This is a genomic window from Hymenobacter sp. BRD67 (assembly GCF_013256425.1).
Taxonomy (GTDB): domain Bacteria; phylum Bacteroidota; class Bacteroidia; order Cytophagales; family Hymenobacteraceae; genus Hymenobacter.
The window spans coordinates 1694578-1713986 of record NZ_CP053904.1 but is presented as its reverse complement, the minus strand read 5'-3'; the positions used below and the strand labels follow the sequence as shown (position 1 = coordinate 1713986).

General features: G+C 61.2%; 21 protein-coding genes. 16 read left to right on the top strand and 5 right to left on the bottom strand.

Annotated features, from left to right (window positions below; translation table 11 throughout):
- Positions 1-554: 554 nt before the first annotated feature.
- The 4 genes from GKZ67_RS07925 to GKZ67_RS24515 are packed head-to-tail and all read right to left on the bottom strand — an operon-like array spanning position 555 to position 3120.
- Entirely contained in the window at positions 555-1070 is a 516-nt protein-coding gene (locus tag GKZ67_RS07925) for a hypothetical protein (RefSeq protein WP_173241833.1), read from the bottom strand.
- A 59-nt stretch (positions 1071-1129) separates the two neighbouring features.
- A complete protein-coding gene (locus GKZ67_RS07920) occupies positions 1130-1492 on the bottom strand; it encodes a CoA-binding protein (protein WP_173241832.1) in 363 nt (120 codons plus the stop codon).
- Positions 1493-1543: 51 nt separating this feature from the next.
- Positions 1544-2815 carry an NAD(P)/FAD-dependent oxidoreductase gene (locus tag GKZ67_RS07915; RefSeq protein ID WP_317172299.1) on the bottom strand — a complete coding sequence of 424 codons (1272 nt, stop codon included), beginning with the start codon at positions 2813-2815 and terminating at the stop codon, positions 1544-1546.
- Positions 2728-3120, bottom strand: a complete 393-nt coding sequence (locus GKZ67_RS24515) for a hypothetical protein (protein WP_317172272.1) — start codon at positions 3118-3120, stop codon at positions 2728-2730. The genes GKZ67_RS07915 and GKZ67_RS24515 overlap by 88 nt, the downstream gene beginning before the upstream one ends.
- A 173-nt stretch (positions 3121-3293) precedes the next feature.
- On the opposite strand from GKZ67_RS24515, the gene GKZ67_RS07910 reads away from it, so the two are divergent.
- The 14 genes from GKZ67_RS07910 (at position 3294) to GKZ67_RS07855 (ending at position 16149) form a co-directional block, all read left to right on the top strand.
- A complete protein-coding gene (locus tag GKZ67_RS07910; protein ID WP_173241831.1) occupies positions 3294-3683 on the top strand; it encodes a hypothetical protein in 390 nt (129 codons plus the stop codon).
- 228 nt (positions 3684-3911) lie between these two features.
- Positions 3912-4046: a hypothetical protein gene (locus GKZ67_RS24115; RefSeq protein ID WP_262889642.1), complete on the top strand. Its 135-nt coding sequence runs from the start codon at positions 3912-3914 to the stop codon at positions 4044-4046.
- Between the two features lie 138 nt (positions 4047-4184).
- On the top strand, positions 4185-5099 hold the full coding sequence (locus tag GKZ67_RS07905; protein WP_254245138.1) for an NADP-dependent oxidoreductase: 915 nt from the start codon (positions 4185-4187) through the stop codon (positions 5097-5099).
- Positions 5096-6004 carry a helix-turn-helix domain-containing protein gene (locus GKZ67_RS07900; RefSeq protein ID WP_173241830.1) on the top strand — a complete coding sequence of 303 codons (909 nt, stop codon included), beginning with the start codon at positions 5096-5098 and terminating at the stop codon, positions 6002-6004. Before GKZ67_RS07905 ends, GKZ67_RS07900 begins: the two co-directional genes overlap by 4 nt.
- A 57-nt stretch (positions 6005-6061) precedes the next feature.
- Positions 6062-6541 carry a nuclear transport factor 2 family protein gene (locus GKZ67_RS22510; RefSeq protein WP_217278710.1) on the top strand — a complete coding sequence of 160 codons (480 nt, stop codon included), beginning with the start codon at positions 6062-6064 and terminating at the stop codon, positions 6539-6541.
- Positions 6542-6809: 268 nt separating this feature from the next.
- Complete coding sequence (locus GKZ67_RS07890) at positions 6810-8087, top strand: MFS transporter (protein WP_254245137.1); 1278 nt, start codon at positions 6810-6812, stop codon at positions 8085-8087.
- 35 nt (positions 8088-8122) lie between these two features.
- A complete protein-coding gene (locus tag GKZ67_RS07885) occupies positions 8123-8602 on the top strand; it encodes a GNAT family N-acetyltransferase (protein WP_173241828.1) in 480 nt (159 codons plus the stop codon).
- A gap of 114 nt (positions 8603-8716) precedes the next feature.
- Complete coding sequence (locus GKZ67_RS23255) at positions 8717-8893, top strand: hypothetical protein (RefSeq protein WP_254245136.1); 177 nt, start codon at positions 8717-8719, stop codon at positions 8891-8893.
- A complete protein-coding gene (locus tag GKZ67_RS07880) occupies positions 8890-9258 on the top strand; it encodes a DUF2911 domain-containing protein (protein ID WP_410505062.1) in 369 nt (122 codons plus the stop codon). Before GKZ67_RS23255 ends, GKZ67_RS07880 begins: the two co-directional genes overlap by 4 nt.
- A 175-nt stretch (positions 9259-9433) precedes the next feature.
- Positions 9434-10123, top strand: a complete 690-nt coding sequence (gene gpmA, locus GKZ67_RS07875) for a 2,3-diphosphoglycerate-dependent phosphoglycerate mutase (protein WP_173241827.1) — start codon at positions 9434-9436, stop codon at positions 10121-10123.
- Positions 10124-10251: 128 nt separating this feature from the next.
- A complete protein-coding gene (locus tag GKZ67_RS07870) occupies positions 10252-12183 on the top strand; it encodes a PD-(D/E)XK nuclease family protein (protein WP_173241826.1) in 1932 nt (643 codons plus the stop codon).
- Positions 12184-12221: 38 nt separating this feature from the next.
- Positions 12222-13868 (top strand): DEAD/DEAH box helicase, encoded by a 1647-nt coding sequence (locus GKZ67_RS07865; RefSeq protein ID WP_254245224.1) that lies wholly within the window; start codon positions 12222-12224, stop codon positions 13866-13868.
- Positions 13869-14163: 295 nt separating this feature from the next.
- Positions 14164-14889, top strand: coding sequence for an NADPH-dependent F420 reductase (locus tag GKZ67_RS07860; RefSeq protein WP_173241824.1), 726 nt, complete (start codon positions 14164-14166; stop codon positions 14887-14889).
- A gap of 255 nt (positions 14890-15144) precedes the next feature.
- Complete coding sequence (locus GKZ67_RS07855) at positions 15145-16149, top strand: SDR family oxidoreductase (RefSeq protein ID WP_173241823.1); 1005 nt, start codon at positions 15145-15147, stop codon at positions 16147-16149.
- Positions 16150-16245: 96 nt separating this feature from the next.
- Here the strand turns inward: GKZ67_RS07855 and GKZ67_RS07850 are convergent, their stop codons facing one another.
- Complete coding sequence (locus tag GKZ67_RS07850) at positions 16246-17739, bottom strand: flavin-containing monooxygenase (protein WP_173241822.1); 1494 nt, start codon at positions 17737-17739, stop codon at positions 16246-16248.
- A 127-nt stretch (positions 17740-17866) separates the two neighbouring features.
- Between GKZ67_RS07850 and GKZ67_RS07845 the strand changes: the two genes are divergently transcribed.
- Both GKZ67_RS07845 and GKZ67_RS07840 read left to right on the top strand, forming a co-directional pair.
- Entirely contained in the window at positions 17867-18538 is a 672-nt protein-coding gene (locus GKZ67_RS07845) for an alpha/beta fold hydrolase (RefSeq protein WP_173241821.1), read from the top strand.
- Between the two features lie 15 nt (positions 18539-18553).
- Positions 18554-19408 (top strand): SDR family NAD(P)-dependent oxidoreductase, encoded by an 855-nt coding sequence (locus tag GKZ67_RS07840; RefSeq protein WP_254245134.1) that lies wholly within the window; start codon positions 18554-18556, stop codon positions 19406-19408.
- Position 19409 lies beyond the last annotated feature (1 nt).

Here is a 19409-nt window from a genome sequence, read left to right as displayed (position 1 = left end):
CACGCAGGGGCCAAGGCCTAGCTTCATCGGCCGTGGGGCGGCTAAAGGTAGCAAGTTTACCCTGGTGGCCAATTTTCGGCTTGCTAACTGAGTTGTTCTGCGGGGCAGAGGCTATTACTGATAAAATTCTGATTGGAAAGGCAGGCCCGGACCCAAATTGGAGTAGTGGCTAAGCTAGTTGAGTATTAAAGCCGTTTCCAAATCCGAGTACCGGGCAGGCTGCCGGCTGTTGGCTCTTTGTTCACGCCACTCGTTCTTTCGACGAGCGGAGCGGACAGCCGGCCAAAAGCCGGCAGCCCGCCCCAGCCAAGCGCTTAGTGGACCTGAAATTTGCGCTATGCCGGGTGAGGTTGCCCGAAGCCGCAGCGCTTTAATAAGTATCAGACCTGTCGGTTGTGTGTAATATTTAAAATATATTTATATAAATTATATATAAAATATTAACTATATATAAAAGCTGGCAATCTCGGACACGCCAGTAGCGATACTAAAACGATGAGAGGTTGACGGGGAGTCATATACAGAAATTGTTTGCTGAAAACCAGCATAATACACTACCCGCGCAGCCAGCGCGCCATCACCGGAAAGCCTTCCGTGGTGGTCATTTCCATCCACACCAGCAGCGGCAGGCCCATGTACTGGCCGGCGGCAAATAGTTGTAGCAGCCACTCACTCTGGCCCTTGTAGCCGGCCGGATGAAATACCACTGCGGGCGGAATATCCAGCTTCAGGCAGGCGGCGTAGGTCCAGAGCAGCACGGCCAGCTCTTCGCCGTCTTTCTCGGGGTGGTTTTCCGTAACGTTGGCTTGCAGCAGCGGGCGCTCGGCGGCGCGGGTCACGGCAATGTGGCCGGCCTCGTGCAGCACATCGCCGGGGTAAAGCAGCCGGGTGCGGTCGAGCCACAGCTCGCCTTTTTCAATCAGCAGGCCCGGCAGGAAACCCGGCTTTTCGAGCGGTGCTTCGCGCACGGGCAAGCCAATAGCGGCCAGAAATGCCAGTATCTGGTCGAGATAGTGCGCCGGTGCCGGCGGGGAAGCCAGGTGGCCGGTTGCTGGGGCGGGGAGCAGCATAAAATGAGCGGTATCGAAGCGAGAGCTGCCAAGGTACCACCCGTAGCGAATCAGGCCGCTTACTGCTCGTACTGCCCCACGCTCAGCATCACCAGCGTGCAGGCTTCCTCAGTCTGGATGCCGGCAGCCTGGGCCTTTTGCTCCAGCTCGGGGTTTTCGGTGCCGGGGTTGAAGATGATGCGCCGGGGCTTGAGACTCAGGATGTAGTCGTACCAGGCCGGCTGGTTCTGGGGGCCGACATAGAGCGTTACCGTGTCGATGCCCGGCGCCTGCGGCCGGTCGGTATGAATGGCCAGGCCGGCCACCTGGCCTTTGCGGATGCCCACCGGCACTACTTCGTGACCGTGACGCTGGAGGGAATGTACGGCCTTATAGGCGTAGCGGTCGGGGTTGTCGGTGGCGCCTAAAACGAGGGTTTTCATGGAAATATATTTTAAAAGAACGTCATGCTGAGCTTGTTGAACAAACGAATTTTACCGCCCCGCGGATACGGCCACTGCCTCGGCCACGCGCTCGCCGTCCATGGCGGCGCTCACGATGCCGCCCGCGTAGCCCGCGCCTTCGCCGCAGGGGTAGAGGCCGGCCACCACCGGGTGCGCCAGGCTGTCGTTGTCGCGCGGGATGCGCACCGGCGACGAGGTGCGGCTTTCCACGCCCACAATCTGGGCCGCGTTGGTGGCAAAGCCCGGAATTTTGCGGCCGAAGGCGCGGAAACCCTGCCGCAGCCGCTCGCTGAGGGCAGGGCCGAGCACCGCATCCAGCTCTACGCTCACCAGGCCGGGCTGGTAGCTGGTTTCCAGCAGGCTCGGGGAAAGCTTCTGGTGCAGAAAGTCGCCCAGGCGCTGGGCCGGAGCCAGCTGGGTGCCGCCAGCCAGCCGGCAGGCGCGCTGCTCGATTTCCTGCTGCAGGCACAGGCCGGCCAGCACGCCGTGGCGGGCCACGTCCATGTCGGCCAGCTCCACGGCCGCCACGATGCCGGAGTTGGCAAAGCGCGAGTCGCGGCGGCTGGGGCTCATGCCGTTCACCACCACCTCGCCGGGCGCCGTGGCCGCCGGCACGATGAAGCCGCCGGGACACATACAGAACGAGAACACGCCGCGCTGGGCGTCGCGCACCTTCGTTTGCTCCACCAGCGCGTAGCTGGCGGCGGGCAGCAGCCCTCGCTCGGGCCGCCCGTACTGAGCTGCGTCAATCAGGCTTTGCGGGTGCTCGACGCGCACGCCCAGGGCGAAGGGCTTGGCCTCGATGGCGATGCCGCGCTTATGCAGAATTTCGTATATATCGCGGGCCGAATGCCCGGTGGCCAGAATGGTTGCCTCGGCCTCCAGCGCCTCGCCGGTGTGGGTGACCACGCCGCGCAAATGGTTGTTTTCCAATATAAAATCCTCCAGCCGCGTCTCAAACCGCACCTCGCCGCCCGCCTCGATAATGGCGTCGCGCAGGCTCTGCACCACGGCGGGCAGCTTGTTGGTGCCGATGTGGGGGTGGGCATCGACCAATATATCGGGGGTGGCGCCGTGCTGCACCAGCCGCCGCAGGATGCGACCCACGTCGCCGCGCTTGGTGGCGCGGGTGTAGAGCTTGCCATCGGAGTAGGTGCCCGCACCGCCCTCGCCAAAGCAGTAGTTCGAGTCGGGGTTCACGAGGTGCTCCTTGTTCAGCGCGGCCAGGTCGCGGCGGCGGGTGCGCACGTCTTTGCCGCGCTCCAGCACAATGGGCCGGATACCCAGCTCGATGCAGCGCAGCGCCGCAAACAGCCCCGCCGGCCCGGCCCCCACAATGAGCACCCGTCGCCGCGCCTGGCGCACGTCGGGGTATTCAAACCACGGCCCCAGGAGCTCGCGGGCGGGGCGGGCGTGGCGCGGTCGTACACGTCGGCCCGCAGGCGGATGAGCGGCCGGCGGCCCCGCGCATCGAGCGAGCGCTTGCGGATGTGCACGAAGTCGGCTTCGCCGGGGCGCAGGCCGGCGGCGGCCAGAATGGCCGCGTAGCAGGCCAGCTCGTCGTAGGCTACCTCGGGGGCGAGGGCCAGGTCTAGTTCTTGTTTCATACAGCAGGCGAACGGGAGTTAACCGTTAAGCAAGCGCAAATTTACGATGGGGCGGGATGGGCGGGGTTTGGGTAGCGTATTACTTGCGGCTGATAGGCTAGCGGTAGTGAGGTAAGCAAAGCTGTTCGTATGACGAGTTCTAGAAAGTAAAATATAATGACAATTTTATAAATATGACATACATACAGTTTGACGCACCAAGAAGTAATAGCCAAGAAACAAAGGATGGATTAATTAAAAAATGGCTAAAGAAAGCCTTGTTGTCTATTATAACGATTATCCTGCCAATGGCAAATCCAGACTTTAACGATGAAATAGATGATGTCGTTTATTGGCTTGTTGAATGCGATGATGAAACTGGAATTCCAGAACGTGAAATTGGCTTAAATAAAGAAGGGCAAGTAATATTGAAAATGCCTTGCGGAGATAATATCGGCTACTGGACTGATAACAATTTGTTGCTTAAAGATTTCAGAGAACATTTTGTTGTTTTCGAAATCAGCAAGGAATTTTTTGAATGCAATTGGGAATCATTTGATAAGCTTCTAACCAAGAATAACTAAATAATAAGATTGAGATAAATTTATGGTTGCTTAGTAAAAAGTTTAATTGTGTTGCTATTTTTTGTGGATTATTATAATGGGAATAATTATTGTCATGCTGAGCTTGCCGAAGCATCTCTGCCACTTCGTTCGCACCGCTCAACGAGGCGGTAGAGATGCTTCGGCAAGCTCAGCATGATGGACGTTTTTTGATTTTTAACTCCGCCTCCCGCCGCTACCTTCGGCGCTATGCCAACCGCCCCTCTTCGCGCCCGCCTCCCCCGCTTCCTCTGCCACCTGGGGGCCCTAGCCGCTACGGGCAGCCTGGGGTTGCTGGCGGGCGGCGAGCTAGCGGCCGGGGCCGGGCCGCGGCATTTTGGCTAACACAAAGGGCATTTTGCGTAAACCTGCTTTTCAAGGAGTTGTGACCTTTGCCTCGTCAACCACCAGAAAATAATTTCCGATGAAAGCAGTAAGAATCCACGCATTTGGGGGCCGGAGGTCCTGCAACTTGAAGACGTAGTGCGCCCCGTGCCGGCGCCGGACGAAATCCTGGTTAAGGTATATGCCAGCGGCGTAAACCCTGTCGATTGGGCAATTCGGGAAGGCGCAAATATCAGGATGAGGTCTTTTTTGACCTTGCCGCTAACCCTGGGCTGGGATGCGGCCGGCACGGTAGCCGAAGTAGGCAGCGAGGTAACCGACTGGCAGCCCGGCGATGCGGTGTATGGCATTCCCAATTTCCCCGGCAACGGCAGCTACGCCGAATATTGCGCGGCCAAAGCCAGCCAGTTTGCCCGCAAGCCGCAGGGCCTCAGCTTCAACGAGGCGGCGGGCGTGCCGCTGGCCGGCCTCACGGCCTGGACGGGCCTGTTTGCCCACGGCAAGCTCCAGCCCGGCCAGCGCGTGCTCATTCAGGGCGCTTCGGGTGGGGTAGGGAGCTTCGCGGTGCAGTTTGCCAAGGCCAAAGGGGCGTATGTCATCGGCCTCGCCTCGGCCGGAAACCTGGCGTATCTCAAGGAGCTGGGCGCTGATGAGGCGCTGGATTACCGCAGCCAGGCATTTGAGGAAGTGGTGCGCGACGTGGACGTGGTGCTGGAAGCCTCGCCCCAGCGCGACAACGTGGAGCGCCTGAAATCGGTGACCGTGCTCAAGCCCGGTGGCATCTTCGTGAGCGTCAACGTCGATTCGCCGTTTGATGAGGCCGTGCTGGCCGCCCTGGCCCAGAAGCAGGCAACGGGCGAAATGGCGCCCAACCAGCCCCGGCACGACTGGCTAGCCGAAATTACCCGGCTAATCGACGCCGGCCAGGTGAAGGTTTTTGTCAGCCAGGTGTTTCCGCTGGCGCAGGTGGCCGACGCCCACCGCGAAAGCCAGACCTGGCACGTGCGGGGCAAGCTCATCCTGGAAATAACCAAAGACGACGCGTCGGCATGAGGCATTTTAAAACGCTCAGCGAATTCCACGAGTTTGCGCAGCTGCCCAAGCCCCAGCATCCGCTGCTGAGCGTGGTGGACGTGGGCGCCGTGCCGCACCGGGCTGAGGCGGAGCCTACTCCGATGCTGCTGGATTTTTACGCGATTTCCGTCAAAAGAATGCGGAACGTCAGCATGAAATACGGGCAGCAGCCGTTCGACTTCAACGAAGGTATCCTGTCGTTTATGGCCCCCAGCCAGGTATTTAGTATGGCGGTGGCAAACAAAGCCGAAGCGGTAGAGAAATCGGGGTGGGTGGTGTACATCCACCCCGATTTTCTGTGGAATACGTCGCTGGCCAGGACCATCAAGCAGTACGATTTCTGGGATTATTCGCTCAGCGAAGGCTTGTTTCTGTCGGCCAGGGAGGAAGCGACCATTACGAATATTATTCTGGCCATCGAGCAGGAATGCAGCGGTACTATTGACCGGTTCAGCAAGCAGATAATTATCTCGCAGGTGGAAGGCCTGCTGAATTATGCCGACCGGTTTTATCATCGCCAGTTCATCACCCGCGAAAAAGCCAACCACCAGGTACTCGAACGGCTGGAAACCCTGCTGCACCAGTATTTCGCCAGCCCCAATCTGGCCGAGCGCGGCTTGCCCACCGTGCAGTACGTGGCCGAGTGCCTGAACCTTTCCCCGAAGTATTTAAGTAATATCCTGCGCCTGACCACCGGGCAAAATACCCAACAGCATATTCATGCCCAGCTAATAGCCAAAGCCAAAGAAAAGCTATCGACGACTACCCTGACGGTCAGCGAAATTGCCTATGAGCTGGGATTTGAGCATTTGCCCTCTTTCAGCAAGCTGTTTAAGACCAAAACGAACCAGTCGCCGGTGGAATTCAGAGCTTCTTTTACTTAAACTTATTCAGGCGTTCAGGTTGGCTAGTAGACGAGTAAGTACCGTAAGATAAAGAATATGATGGAAAAGCAAAGCCAAGTCCTAATCAAAAAAGCGTATGCTGCTTTCAACGCAAGAGCTATCGATACGGCACTTTCTGCAATGCATCCGGCCATTCAATGGCCAAAAGCATTTGAAGGAGGCTATGTCAGCGGCCATGCCGAAATAAGAGAATACTGGCAAAGGCAGTGGGCAGAGATAAACCCTAAGGTTGAGCCTGTTGAATTTAAAGAAAGACAGAATGGAACTTTAGAAATCAGCGTTCACCAAGTAGTGAAGGATTTGCAAGGTGCTTTATTATTCGATGGATTAGCACGGATTCTGGGTCAGTGTACACATTTTGCCAGCCTGGCTCCCCATCTTCTTTTCGGAGAGGGGGCCGGGGTGAGGCGTACGCAAGAACAGAACCCGTACACTGACCCAGAATTCGCGCTAGTAAAGCATATTTACACATTGCAAGCCGGTTTATTGCAAAGAATGGATATTGAGCTTTTTTAGGTGTCAGGGCTGGCAGCTATTTCAGTAGGTTTGTTAATTAGTTGATATTAAAGGTGATAACGAAAGATAGCCAATGGCAAATTGCCTGTTTGCAAGGGTTCGACGTTAAGCAGAGTACGAAAAAAATTTGCTTTATAAAAGCAGGAAAAGAAAATGAGCTTACCCCTTATACCGGCACCAGCGGGTGTTTAGCGCAGCCTAATGCCCGCTGGTGCCGGTATAAGGGGGTAGGAAGCGACCCCGCAGCTACTTTTGGCGCATGCCTGCTATGTCTGCCTCTCCGCTTCGCTCCATCGTCTCCGGCTCCATCGGCAACCTCGTCGAGTGGTACGACTGGTACGCCTACTCGGCCTTTGCGCTCTATTTCGCACCTGTCTTCTTCCCCCAGGCCAGCCCTACGGCGCAGCTGCTGAATACGGCGGCCATTTTTGCGGTAGGCTTTCTGATGCGGCCAATTGGGGCGGCCTTTTTAGGGAGCTACGCCGATAAGCACGGGCGCCGGGCGGCGCTGCTGTTGTCGGTCAAGCTGATGGCGGGCGGCTCGCTGCTCATTGCCTGCGCGCCCGGCTACGCTACTATCGGGCTGGGAGCGCCGGCCCTGCTGCTGCTGGCGCGGCTCATGCAGGGCATCAGCGTGGGCGGGGAGTACGGCACCTCGGCTACGTATCTCTCCGAGATGGCCGGCGCGCGGCACCGGGGCTTCTGGTCGAGCTTTCAGTACCTTACCCTCATGGGCGGGCAGCTGCTGGCGCTCATCGTGCAGCTGACCTTGCAGCAGTTTATCACCTCGGCCGAGATGACAGCCTGGGGCTGGCGCATTCCGTTTGTTATCGGGGCCGGCGCGGCGCTTGGCGCCTTGCTGCTGCGCACGCACATGAGCGAAACCGCCGCCTTCGAGCAGGAGCAAGCCGCCGGGCAAGCCAGTGGCCGCCCCGCCCGGCTTTCGGCTCTGCAGCAGCTCCAGGCCTACCCCCGCGAAACCCTGACCGTGGTAGGCCTGACGCTGGGCGGCACGCTGGCGTTCTACACTTTCACCACCTACGCCCAGAAGTTTCTGGTGAACACCAGCGGCTTTACCAAGGAGCAGGCCACCCTTATTTCCTTTGGCGCGATGGCCGTGGCGCTGCTGTTTCAGCCGCTGCTGGGCGCTATTTCCGATGCGGTAGGGCGGCGGCCGGTGCTGCTGTTTTTCGGCATCGGGGCCACGCTGGGTACGGTGCCACTGCTGCGCACGCTGGCCCACACTACCAGCCCCTGGGGGGCGTTTGGGCTGCTCATTGCCGCTTTGTTTGTGGTGAGCGGCTACACCAGCATCTCGGCCATCGTCAAGGCCGAGCTGTTTCCGACCCACATCCGGGCGCTGGGCGTGGGACTGCCGTTTGCGCTCACGGCGGCTATTTTTGGCGGCACCGCCGAGTACCTGGCCCTGCTGGCCAAGGAGCACGGCGTAGCAGAATACTTCTACTGGTATGTGACGGGCTGCGCGCTTATTTCGCTGCTCGTGTACTGGCGCATGGGCGAAACCCGGTCCAGAGGACATATGTAATAAGCCGTTTTAGTACTACTATATCACGCAGCGTAATGCAGGTTAGTCAAGTAAAGCTCAGGCAAACCAACATAGCCGACCTGGAATTTTTCTTTCTATTTCAGCTTGACGAAGAAGCCAATTATTTGGCGGCGTTTACCCCAAAGGACCATACCAACAAGGAGGCGTACGTCCAAAAATTTGCCCGCTTTCTACTTGACCCAACCATAAATATGCAGACTATCCTGGTGGACGAAGCCATCGCTGGCAGTATGGCAAAATTTGAGCAGGAAGGCGCTGCTGAAATGACGTACTGGCTAGACCGCCGCTTCTGGGGCCAGGGAATTGCGACAGCCGCGCTCAACCTATTTCTACTTACGGAAGCAGCCAGGCCAGTTTTTGGGCGGGTTGCCTTCGACAATGTAGGGTCGCAACGAGTATTGGAAAAGTGCGGCTTTGTAAGAATCGGTACCGACAAAGGTTTTGCGAATGCCCGACAAGCAGAAATAGCTGAGTTTATTTACAAATTGCCCTAGCAATTCGGAAAAATTGCGGGCTGCCGGGTGGCCCTGGCCGGCTGTGGTGCGCCGGGCTAAACTTATTGCCAGACTTACTACTTACTCACGCACACCTAAAAACCTTCCCTCACCATGCGTTTTCTTCCCCTGGCCGCCCTAGCGGGCGCCGCCCTGCTTTTCCAAACTACCACGGCGCTGGCCCAGGGCCAGATGCCCGAAGACAAATCGAAGCGCCCGAGCCCGCCGGCTCAGGTAAAAACTACCGTGGGCAGCACCGAAGTCACCATTGACTACAGCCGCCCTCGCTGAAGAGCCGCGAGGCATTCGGGGAGAAAAGCCCCCTGGCGCCCACGGGCGAGGTGTGGCGCACCGGCGCCAACGAGGCCACCACCTTCACCGTGAGCAAGGCCGTAAAAATCGACGGCCAGCCGCTGGCGGCCGGCAGCTACGCGCTGTTTACCATCCCCGGCAAAGCCGAGTGGACCATCATCTTCAACAAAACGGCCAAGCAGTGGGGCGCGTTTAAATACGACGCTAAGGAAGATGCGCTGCGCGTAAAAGTGAAGCCCAAGACGCTGGCCTCGCCCGTCGAGCAGTTTACCATTACGGCCGACAAAAACGGCAAGGTGGCGCTGATGTGGGGCAAAACGGAGGCTGACTTCATGGTGAAGTAAGCCTGCCAAAGCCTTAAATAAAGGTTTAATAAAAGCCGTCATGCTGAGCTTGCCAAAGCATCTCGCTCGCGCCGTATAGAGTACTACTTCTTACGACGCGGTAGAGATGCTTCAGCAAGCTCAGCATGACGTTCTTTTTTAACGTTACTATTCTGAATTAAAGCCTCCCTGTCTTATGGAAAAGCTCGTGCTGCTGCGCCACGGCGAAAGCGTGTGGAACCAGGAAAACCGATTCACCGGCTGGACCGATGTGGACCTCTCGGAGCTGGGCCGGCAGCAGGCCGCCCACGCTGGCCAGATTTTGCAAAAGAACGGCTACACCTTCGATATCGGCTTTACGTCGGTGCTCAAGCGGGCTATTAAAACGCTGGATATCACGCTCGAAAACATGGACGAGCTCTGGATTCCGGTGCAGAAGTCGTGGCGGCTGAATGAGCGATTCTACGGCGCTTTGCAAGGTCTCAATAAGGCCGAGACCGCCGCCAAATACGGCGACGAGCAGGTGCAGAAATGGCGCCGCGACCCCCTGGAGCACCCGCCCGCCGTAACCCGCGACGACCCGCGCTTTCCGGGCCACGACCTGCGCTACCAGCACCTCACCGACCGCGAGCTGCCCACCACCGAGAACCTGAGCGAGACGCTGGCTCGGGTCATGCCCTTCTGGACCGAGAAAATAATGGGGGCCCTGCGGCGCAACCAGAAGGTGATTATCGCCGCCCACGGCAACAGCCTGCGGGCCCTGGTGCAGTACATAGACCACTTATCAGATGAGGAAGTAACCAAGCTGGATATTCCGACCGGCGTACCGCTGGTGTATGAGCTGGACGAGAATTTTAACCGCCTCCGGCATTACTATCTGGAGTAGGGGGCTGGGAAGGAGCTTGTTAACATAGATTATTTACTATATTAACAAGCCTTCTCCCTGCTTCGATGCAGCCATAGCTATTTTTGCGGCTTACGCTTACCTTTAAGGTTAGTCCATGCCCCGCTGCTTTGTCTGATACGCCCCACGCCCGCCTGGCCGCCCTGGCCGACCCCCTGGCCGCGCCCGCCGAGCAGCTTCCGCGCCTGCGCAAGCTGCTCGAAGCTTTGCTGCGGGCCGACTACAAGCGCCGCAAGGCGCCGTTTGGTAACTTATTTCAGGCCATTGGCGGGGCCTGCTACTCGCTGGAGCTGGCCAGCGGCCTGCGCGACCGCCTGCAGGACCTGCGCCTGGCCGCCAACCTGGTGCTGCACGAGAGCTACCCCGGCACCGCCGCCGAAGTAGCTGCCGGCTTCGCGGCCGTGGCCGAGCTGCTCGAAGCGCTCACCGGCGAGCCCTATACCGGCCCCGTGCCGCCGGCCCCGGCCGAAGCGCCCGTTGTGGCGACTGCCTCGCTACCCACTCTGCTGAGCAGGATAAGTAGCCCAGGTAGTGAGGCCGACCCGCGCGCCGTGTGGCGGGTGCAGGTGGTGCACGTGGAGCTGCCCACCGGCACGATTACGGTGGCGATGAGCGCGGCCGCCGATGGCTGCCCGGCGGGCCCCTTCGCGCTCGAGCTGCCGGACGCCTACGAGAACCTGCTGCTGCCCGCCGCCGCCCTGCACCCGGCCCTCAACCTCATCGGCCCGGTGCGGCTGTCCGATGGCCGGGTGCGCCCGCGCCGCGTGGTGCTGGAGCCCGACTACCTCATCAGCGTCACGACCCTGGCCGAGTGTGCCCAGCGCGATGGCACCCACGGCGAGCTGGCGCTGCTGAAGTCGTTTTTGCCCGACGAGCCTTCACGCTCGCTGGTAGTCGGCAACCTGGTCAACCGCCTGCTCGATGAGGAAGTAAGCCACGCGGCGAATCAGGTAGCAGTGAGCAGTGAACAGGTAATAGTGAGTAGTGGGCAGTTAGCAGTTGGGCAGGAAGCTGCTGACAGCCAGACTGCCAACAACCAAGAACTAACCACTAAAAACCAACCCGACTTCGACCTCGAGCATTTTCTGACCAAGAAGCTCTTTCGCGCCGAGCCGCTCACGCTGAGCACCTTGCCCGAGTTTCAGACGCGTAATGGCGTACCCGAGCTGCTCACCGACCTGCGCCGCCACCACCGCACGCTGCGGCAGGCGCGGCAGCAGGGCTTTGCGGCGCTTTCGCGCACCGGCTACCAGCAGCCGCCCCTGCGCCTGGCCGACTGCTTTCTGGAACCGACCTTTCTGTCGGCGACCTATGGCCTGCAGGGCCGGCTCGATTTGCTGCACGAAAGCCCCACCGGCTACGACCTGGTAGAGCTCAAAAGCTCGGTGAAAGTGCCCGTGGCGGAGCCCTGGACCAACCACGCCGCCCAGGCCCAGCTCTACCGCCTGCTGCTGGAGTCGGTATTCGGGGCTGATGGCGAAACTGCCGGCCGGGGCCGCACCAGCATTCTCTATTCCAACGCCGCCGAAGACCAGCCCGCCGTGCGCCCGGTAGTGCAGAATCTGGCGTTTGTCGACCAGCTACTGGCAGCCCGCAACCAGCTGGTGGGCCTTGAATTGCAGCTGGCCCGCGCCACTGGCCCCGGCCAGGTGGCGGCGCTGCTGGCGCCGGTGCTGCGCCCCAATCTGGCCGCCATTCCGCCCTTTAACCGCGAAAAGGCCGAAAAAACCGCCCGCGTGTGGGCCGACGCCGACCGCACGGAGCGCGCTTATTGCCTGGAGCTGACCCGCTTTGCCGCCCGGGAAATGCGGCTGGCCCTGCTCGGCGACGAAAGCCGGCCCGGCGATGCCGGCGGCCAGGCCGGCCTATGGCTGCTGCCGCAAGCCCGCAAGCACCAGAATTTCAGCCTGCTTGATGAGCTGGAGCTGCTCGAAGACCATAGTAATGCCCCCGACGATGCCCGCGATGGCCTTGGGCCGCATCTCATCTTCCAGCGCCCGGTGGGGGGCGTGAAGTCAACTTCCGGGCCGGCGACACGCTGATTCTGTATCCCAGAAAGAAAGCCGCCGATACCTCTTTGGTGAGCGCGAGTGAGGCTGACGGCGAGCCGCTGCCAGCTGCCAGCTTAACGGTGCTCGATGCCCAGGTTGTCAAAACCACGCTGGCCGAAGACCTCGGGGCCGATGGCCGCGTGGTGCTGGCTGTACGCAACCGCCGCATGGCCCCGCGCTACCTGCACGGCCACTCGCACTGGGCGCTGGAGCCCGATACGTACGACACCTTCCGGCGCGAGTGGGCGGGGCTGACGAGCTTCCTGAGCTTACCCGCCGCGCAGCGCCGCCGCCTGCTGGCCCGTACGGCCCCGCGCCCGCCGCAGGGCTGGGAGGCCGCGCACTTTACCCCCGCCACGGAAGCTAGTGAAGTAGTGGCCCGCGCCCTGGCCGCGCCCGACTGGTTTGTGCTCTGTGGTCCGCCCGGCACCGGCAAAACCCGCTCGGTGCTGCGCGAGCTGGCCATTCGCCTGGTGGCCGGCGACCAGCACACGCTGCTGGCCGCCTATACCAACCGCGCCGTGGATGAAATCTGCGAGCAGCTAATCGACGCCAACCTGCCGTTTATTCGCATTGGCTCGCGGCTGGGCACTGCGCCGGCCTACCGGCCATATCTGCTCGATAACATGATTCGCGACCTGCCCACCCGCCAGATGGTGCGGGCGCGCCTCACCACCACGCCGCTCTACGTGGGTACTATCAGCAGTATGCTGGGCCGGCCCGAGCTGTTTCAGCTGAAGAATTTTGACGTGGCCGTGGTGGACGAGGCCAGCCAGGTGCTCGAAGGGCCGATGCTGGCTTTATTGGCGAAGGCCCGGAAATTTATTCTCATCGGCGACCATCGCCAGCTGCCGGCCGTGGTTACCCAGGAGCCCGAAGCCAGCGCCGTGGCGCCCGCCGTAGCCGAATTGCTGCGCGAGCAATTGGGTCTTACTAACCTGCGTAACTCGTACTTCGAGCGCCTTTTCCGCCGGGCCGAGGCGCAGTGGCCCTACGCCCACGGCACGCTGGCCAACCAGTACCGCGCCCACGCCGAGCTGGCCGCACTCGTCAACGACGATTTCTACGGCGGGCAGCTGCGCAGCCCCGCGCCCTGGCAGCACGCCAGCCTCAACCCCAGTGCCTGGCCCGCGCCACTGGCCCCGGCCGATGCCTTCGGCGAAGCCCTGCGCCGGCAGCGACTGGTGTTTGTGCCCACCCGCCGCCAGCCCGACGACTTCTCCCAGAAGGAATCGAGCCAGGAAGCCGAGCTGGCCGCCCGCGCGGCGCTGCAAGTGGCCCAGGGCTACGGCGCGCAGTTCGACCCCGACGCTACCCTGGGTATTATTGCCAGCTACCGCAACCAGGCGGCGCGCATTCGCGCCCGGCTGGCCCAGCTGGCCCAGGAGCACGGCCTGCCCGCGCTGGCCCAGGTCAGTGTCGATACCGTGGAGCGCTACCAGGGCTCGCAGCGGGAGGTGATTATCGTGAGCTTCTGCTGCCACCACGAGCACCAGCTCGAAGCTATGGTATCGCCCGACGAAACCGGCCAGGTAGACCGCAAGCTTAACGTGGCCGTGACGCGGGCTAGGCAGCAGCTGGTTTTGCTGGGTAATGAGCTGATTTTAAGTCGCGCCCCGCACCACGCCGCGCTGCTGGCGCGGGTACGGAAGGGTGGGGGCTGGGTGAAGGATTGATAATAGTATTTAGGCTATATTCAACTCGCTGTCGCTGGCTGTTGCCAGGCTGAGCGCGCCGCTGGATTCTGTTCAAACTGCTTCAGCGGCCACCAATTGCTGTAATGGGTGATGGCAATCGTTAGCAGCCACCAGTAGCTGCTGTAATGGGTGATGGCAATCGTTAGCAGCCACCAGTAGCAGGCAGCATTACCTGGTGGCTGCTGTGGAAAAACATTTAGCCGGCCGGGTGGTCTTGAGCAACGCAGCGGCCCGAAACCCTTGCGTACGAATTGCTTTATTACCCTTATTACCTATGAAAATCGGAATCATTGGGGCCGGCCACATCGGCAGCGCCCTCGCGGGGCGGCTCACCCGCCTTGGTCACGCTGTGCGCATTGCCAACTCGCGCGGCCCCGAAACGCTTACGAGCGTGGCCCAAAATACCGGCGCCACCCCTGCCACGGCCCGCGAGGCGGCCCGCTTCGGCGAGCTCATCGTGGTGACCATTCCCCTGATAAATATCCCTGACCTGCCCAAAGACCTGTTTGAAGGCGTGGGCGCGGAAGTGCCCGTGATTGACACCAGCAACTACTACCCGCTGCTGCGCGACGGCTTCCTGCCCGAGCTGGAAAGCGGCTCTCTGACCGAAAGCGAGTGGGTGCAGCAGCACCTCAACCGGCCGGTAGTGAAGGTATTCAACAACATCCTGGCCGACCATCTCGCAAAAGCAGGGCAGCCCGCCGGCACGCCCGGCCGCATTGCCCTGCCCGTAGCCGGCGACGAGGCCGCCGCCAAGCAAAAAGTAATGGCCCTGGTGGAAGAGCTGGGCTTCGATGCCCTGGACGGCGGCCGGCTGCACGAGTCGTGGCGGCAACAGCCCGGCACGCCGGCGTACTGCACCGATATGACTGCGGCCGAGCTGCAGCAAAGCCTGGCCAGCCTCGGCACCGAGCGCACACCTGCGCAACACGCCCAGTTCCTGGCCAACCACGCCGAGCAGGAGCAGCAGATGGCGGCTCAAGGTATTAAGCTGAAGTAGCCAACGCCATTTCCCGGAGCTGGCGGGCCAGCGGCTGGTCCGCGCCTTTGGCAAGCATTAAGCCAGGCAAAGCTGGTTTAGCGGGGCGGCTGAGCCGCTTCCAGGCACCGATGGTCACGCCGAAGCCGGCGTGACCATCGGTTTTTTACTGAGCGGCGCGGCTGCCAGCACGGTAGCCTGGCAGCAACCCTTGGGCAGCGTCAGCAGTAGGAGGGCAGTAGTTACTCTAAACCACTAATCCCTTCTGATTTACCGATGGAAGAAAACCCTAATCTGAGCCGGCGCAGCGTATTGGGCGGCCTGGGTGCTACCCTGGCCACGGCGGCCGTGGCCCCTGCTATACTCACCGAGCCCGCCGAGGCGGCGCCTACTGCGCCGGCGGAGCTGCAAAACCCGGTTACCAAATACCCGCGGCCGCCGTTTAAAAGCCAGTCGCAGCCCTGGCCCGGCCTGGCCGGCCAGATGGACCCGCGCCCCGACCACGGCGAAACCAGCTACAAAGGCTCGGGGCGGCTGGCGGGCCGCCGGGCTCTGATTACGGGCGGCGACTCGGGCATGGGTCGGGCGGCGGCCATTGCCTACGCCCGCGAAGGCGCCGACGTGGCCATCAACTACCTGCCGGCCGAAGAGCCGGATGCCCGCGAAGTGATTGCCCTCATCAAGGCGGCCGGGCGCAAGGCGGTCGCAATTCCGGGCGATATCCGCGACGAAGCTTTTTGCCAGCGGCTGGTGGCCGAGGCCGTGCGCGGCCTGGGCGGACTCGATATCGTGGTCAGCAATGCGGGGCGGCAGCAGTCGCACGCGTCCATTCTGGATATCACCACCGAGCAGTTTGACTGGACGATGAAAACCAATATCTACGCGCCTTTCTGGATTATTAAGGCGGCGCTGCCGCACTTACAGCCGGGCTCGGTTATCATCGGCACTACTTCGGAGCAGGCCTATGACCCTTCGCCCGACTTATACGACTACGCCCAAACCAAGGCGGCGACGATGAACTACGTTAAGTCGCTGGCCAAGCAGCTGGCTCCCAAGGGTATCCGTGTCAATGGCGTGGCGCCGGGCCCCATCTGGACGCCCTTGCAGGTAAGCGGCGGCTCTACGCAGGAAAATCTGCAAAAATTCGGGGAGAAAACCCCTATGGGCCGGCCCGGTCAGCCCGCCGAGCTGGGCTCGATTTATGTGCAGCTCGCGGCTAGCGACGCCAGCTTCGCTACCGGCCAGGTATACGGCTCGGCCGGCGGCAGCGGGCAGCCATAGTTTTAAGCAGTGAGCAGTGAGCAGTGAGCAGTGTGCAGTTAATAGTTAAGGTCAGTATTCCCGCCTTTCACTGTACTACTACCCACTGTTCACTGTTCACTGTTCACTGCTCACTGCCACCCGCTCGGGCTTGCGTAGCACGTAGTCTTTGAGCCGCACGCTTTTCACACTGCGCCGAAACGCGGGCGTGAGCGTGTGCAGCAGCGTGGTATTCTTGCCGGAGGCAGTCTGGTACCAGCTCTTGCAGCCCGAAGCCCACACGGTGGTGCCGAGCTTGCGCTGCACTTCTTCATTATGAATGCGCTGCGCCTCCGGCTTTACGTCGAGGTAAGCGCCGGCCCCGGCCTGGTCGAGATTACGCAGGTAGTCGAGCACGTAGTTTACCTGCGACTCCATAATGTGGATGATGGAGTTGTGGGCCAGGCCGGTATTGGGGCCCACCAGCACCAGCATATTGGGGTAGCCCGACACGGTGGTGCCCCGGTACGCCTCGGCGCTGCTTTGCTGCCACTCGCCAAAGAGGCTGCGCCCACCCAGCCCGCTAATGTGCAAATCGACCATAAACTCGGAGGCTACGAAGCCGGTACCGAAAATAATGGCGTCCACGGGCCGCGCCTGGCCGTCGTGGGTAACAATGCCGGTGGGAGTTACTTCCCGGATGCCTTCGGTCACCAGCTCCACGTTAGGACGAGTGAGGGAAGGATAGTAATTATTAGATATAAGTACCCGCTTGCAGCCCAGCTGGTAGTTGGGCGTGACTTTGCGGCGCAGCTCGGGGTCTTTGATGGCGCGGGCCAGGTGGCGGGCGGCCAGCTCGTTGGCCTGGGCAGCCAGCTTTTTATTGCCCATAAAGAGCAGCCCAAACAGCTCGTTGCGCCAGTAGATAAGCTCGCGCTGCACCCGCTGCAGCAGCGGCAGCCGCCGGAACCAGGTTTTTTCCTTTTCCGAAAACGCGCGGTCGCGCCGGGGCAAAATCCACGGGGCCGTGCGCTGAAACACGTAAAGCTGGCTTACCAGCGGCGCAATCTGCGGCACAAACTGCACCGCGCTGGCCCCGGTACCAATCACGGCCACGCGCTTGCCCTGGAGGTCGTAATCAGTATCCCACTGCGAGGAGTGGAAGGTTTTGCCGGCAAACGTGCCCAGCCCCGGCAGCTGGGGCAGCGCCGGGCGGTTGAGCGGCCCGATGGCAACCAGCACCACGCGGGCTGTGGTCTGGTGGCCGGCGCGGTCGGTGAGCGTCCAGCGGCCGGTTTCCTCCGCAAACTCGGTGCGGATAATCTCGGCGTTGAACTGAATGTGGGGCCGCAGGTTGAACCGGCTGACCGTCTGCTTGATGTAGCTCAGAATCTCGGGCTGGCCCGAGTACATGCGCGTCCAGTCGGGGTTAGGGGCGAAGGAGAAGGAGTAGAGCGGCGAGGGAATATCGCAGCCGCAGCCGGGGTAGATATTGTCGCGCCAGGTGCCGCCGACTTCTTCGGCCCGCTCAAAAATGACGAACGACGTGTTGCCGCGCTGTTGCAGGCGAATGGCCGCCGTGAGGCCCGCAAAGCCGGCCCCGATGATGGCTACGTCCACGGAATGTTGCATAGGAAAGCGATAAGCCAGCGGAGTGGGTGGGAAAAAGATACGCTGCTAGCCGACTAAATTACGGCGCGCCGTACGTTTGTACCCTAGGCCTTCCCATTTCCAGCTGCCCACCCCCTGTCTTCGCCTTATGAAACGCCTTTTTCTGCTGCACGGCTACACCGAAGACCGCACCATTTTTGCGCCATTGCTGCCGCTGCTGCCGGCCTTCGACGACGTGCGCTCGCTGGAGTTGGAAGAGGAATTTGCGCACTGGCGCCCCACGGGGCGGCCCAACGTCACTGCCCTGGCGCAGCATTTAGCCGAGCGTTACCAGCTTGGGGCCGACGATGTGCTTATCGGCCACTCGATGGGCGGCTGGATTGCCGCGCATCTAAAGCAGCTGACCGGGGCCACTGCCATTCTGCTCAGCTCGTTTACCGACCAGCGCAAGATTGTGTCGGCCATTCGCAGCCCGCGCTTGCTGGGCTTTTATGCCTTGTCGGGCTTGATGCAGGCGCGGTTTATGCGCGAGCGCTTCAAGCGCAGCTACCGCCGCGACGAGTCGCGCCAGCTCTACGCCCAGCTCGTCGATAACATGGCCCGGCACCGCCGCCGCTACGTGCACCAGCAGCTGCAGGTGCTGTTTGCGCCGGCCCCGCCGCTTACCGTTCAGCCCGATTTACGCCTGCACGCCCGCCGCGACAACGTTATCCGGCTGCCCGACGAGCCGTTTGTGGAGCTGCCCGGCGACCACTTTGCCCATTACTTCTACCCGCAGCCGGCCGCCGAGGCCATCCGCGAGTTTTTAAGTAAAAAGTAACAGCTGCTTCTCTCATTGCTTCCCTTTTCCCACCCGGCCATGACAAGTATTAAAGATTCGCTATTTATTGTGACCGGGGCGGCCTCGGGCATCGGGCAGGCTACGGCTATTGGGGCGGCGGCCCAGGGCGCGCACGTGCTCGCCTCCGATGTCAACGCCAAGGGCCTGGCCCGCACGGCGGCTACCGTGCGCCAGGCCGGCGGCAGTATCGAAACCACGGTGCTCGATGTAAGCAGCGCCGACCAGATAGCGGCTTACGCCCAGCACGTTGCGGCTGCGCATCCGGGCCAGCGAATTATTCTGCTTAATAATGCCGGCGTAGCCCTGGGCGCGGGCACTTTTGAGCAAAACACGCTCGAAGAGTTTGCCTGGCTGATGGAGATTAACCTCTGGGGCGTGGTGCGCATGACCAAGGCGTTTCTGCCGCTGCTGCGCGCCGGGGGCGGCCACCTCGTGAACGTTTCGAGCGTGTTTGGCCTGTTTGGCGCGCCGCATAACGCGGCCTACAGCACGGCCAAGTTTGGCGTGCGCGGCTTCACCGACGTGCTGCGCAACGAGCTGGCGGGCAGCAATATTCACGTATCGACGGTGTTTCCGGGCGGTGTTAAAACCAACATCGCGGCCAGCGCCCGGCTAGGGGTCAGCGTCACGCCCGAGCAGCACGCCAAAGCCAACCGGCGCTTCGATAAAAGCGCCCGCACCACGCCCGAGCGGGCGGCGGTCCTTATTCTCAAGGGTATTGAGCAGAACAAGGCCCGCATCATCGTCGGCCCCGATGCCCGGGTCATGGACTGGCTCACGCGCCTGCTGCCGGTGCGCTACGCCCGCCTGGTGCTGCCGGGCGTGCGCAAGGCATTTAGCTCGAAGTAGA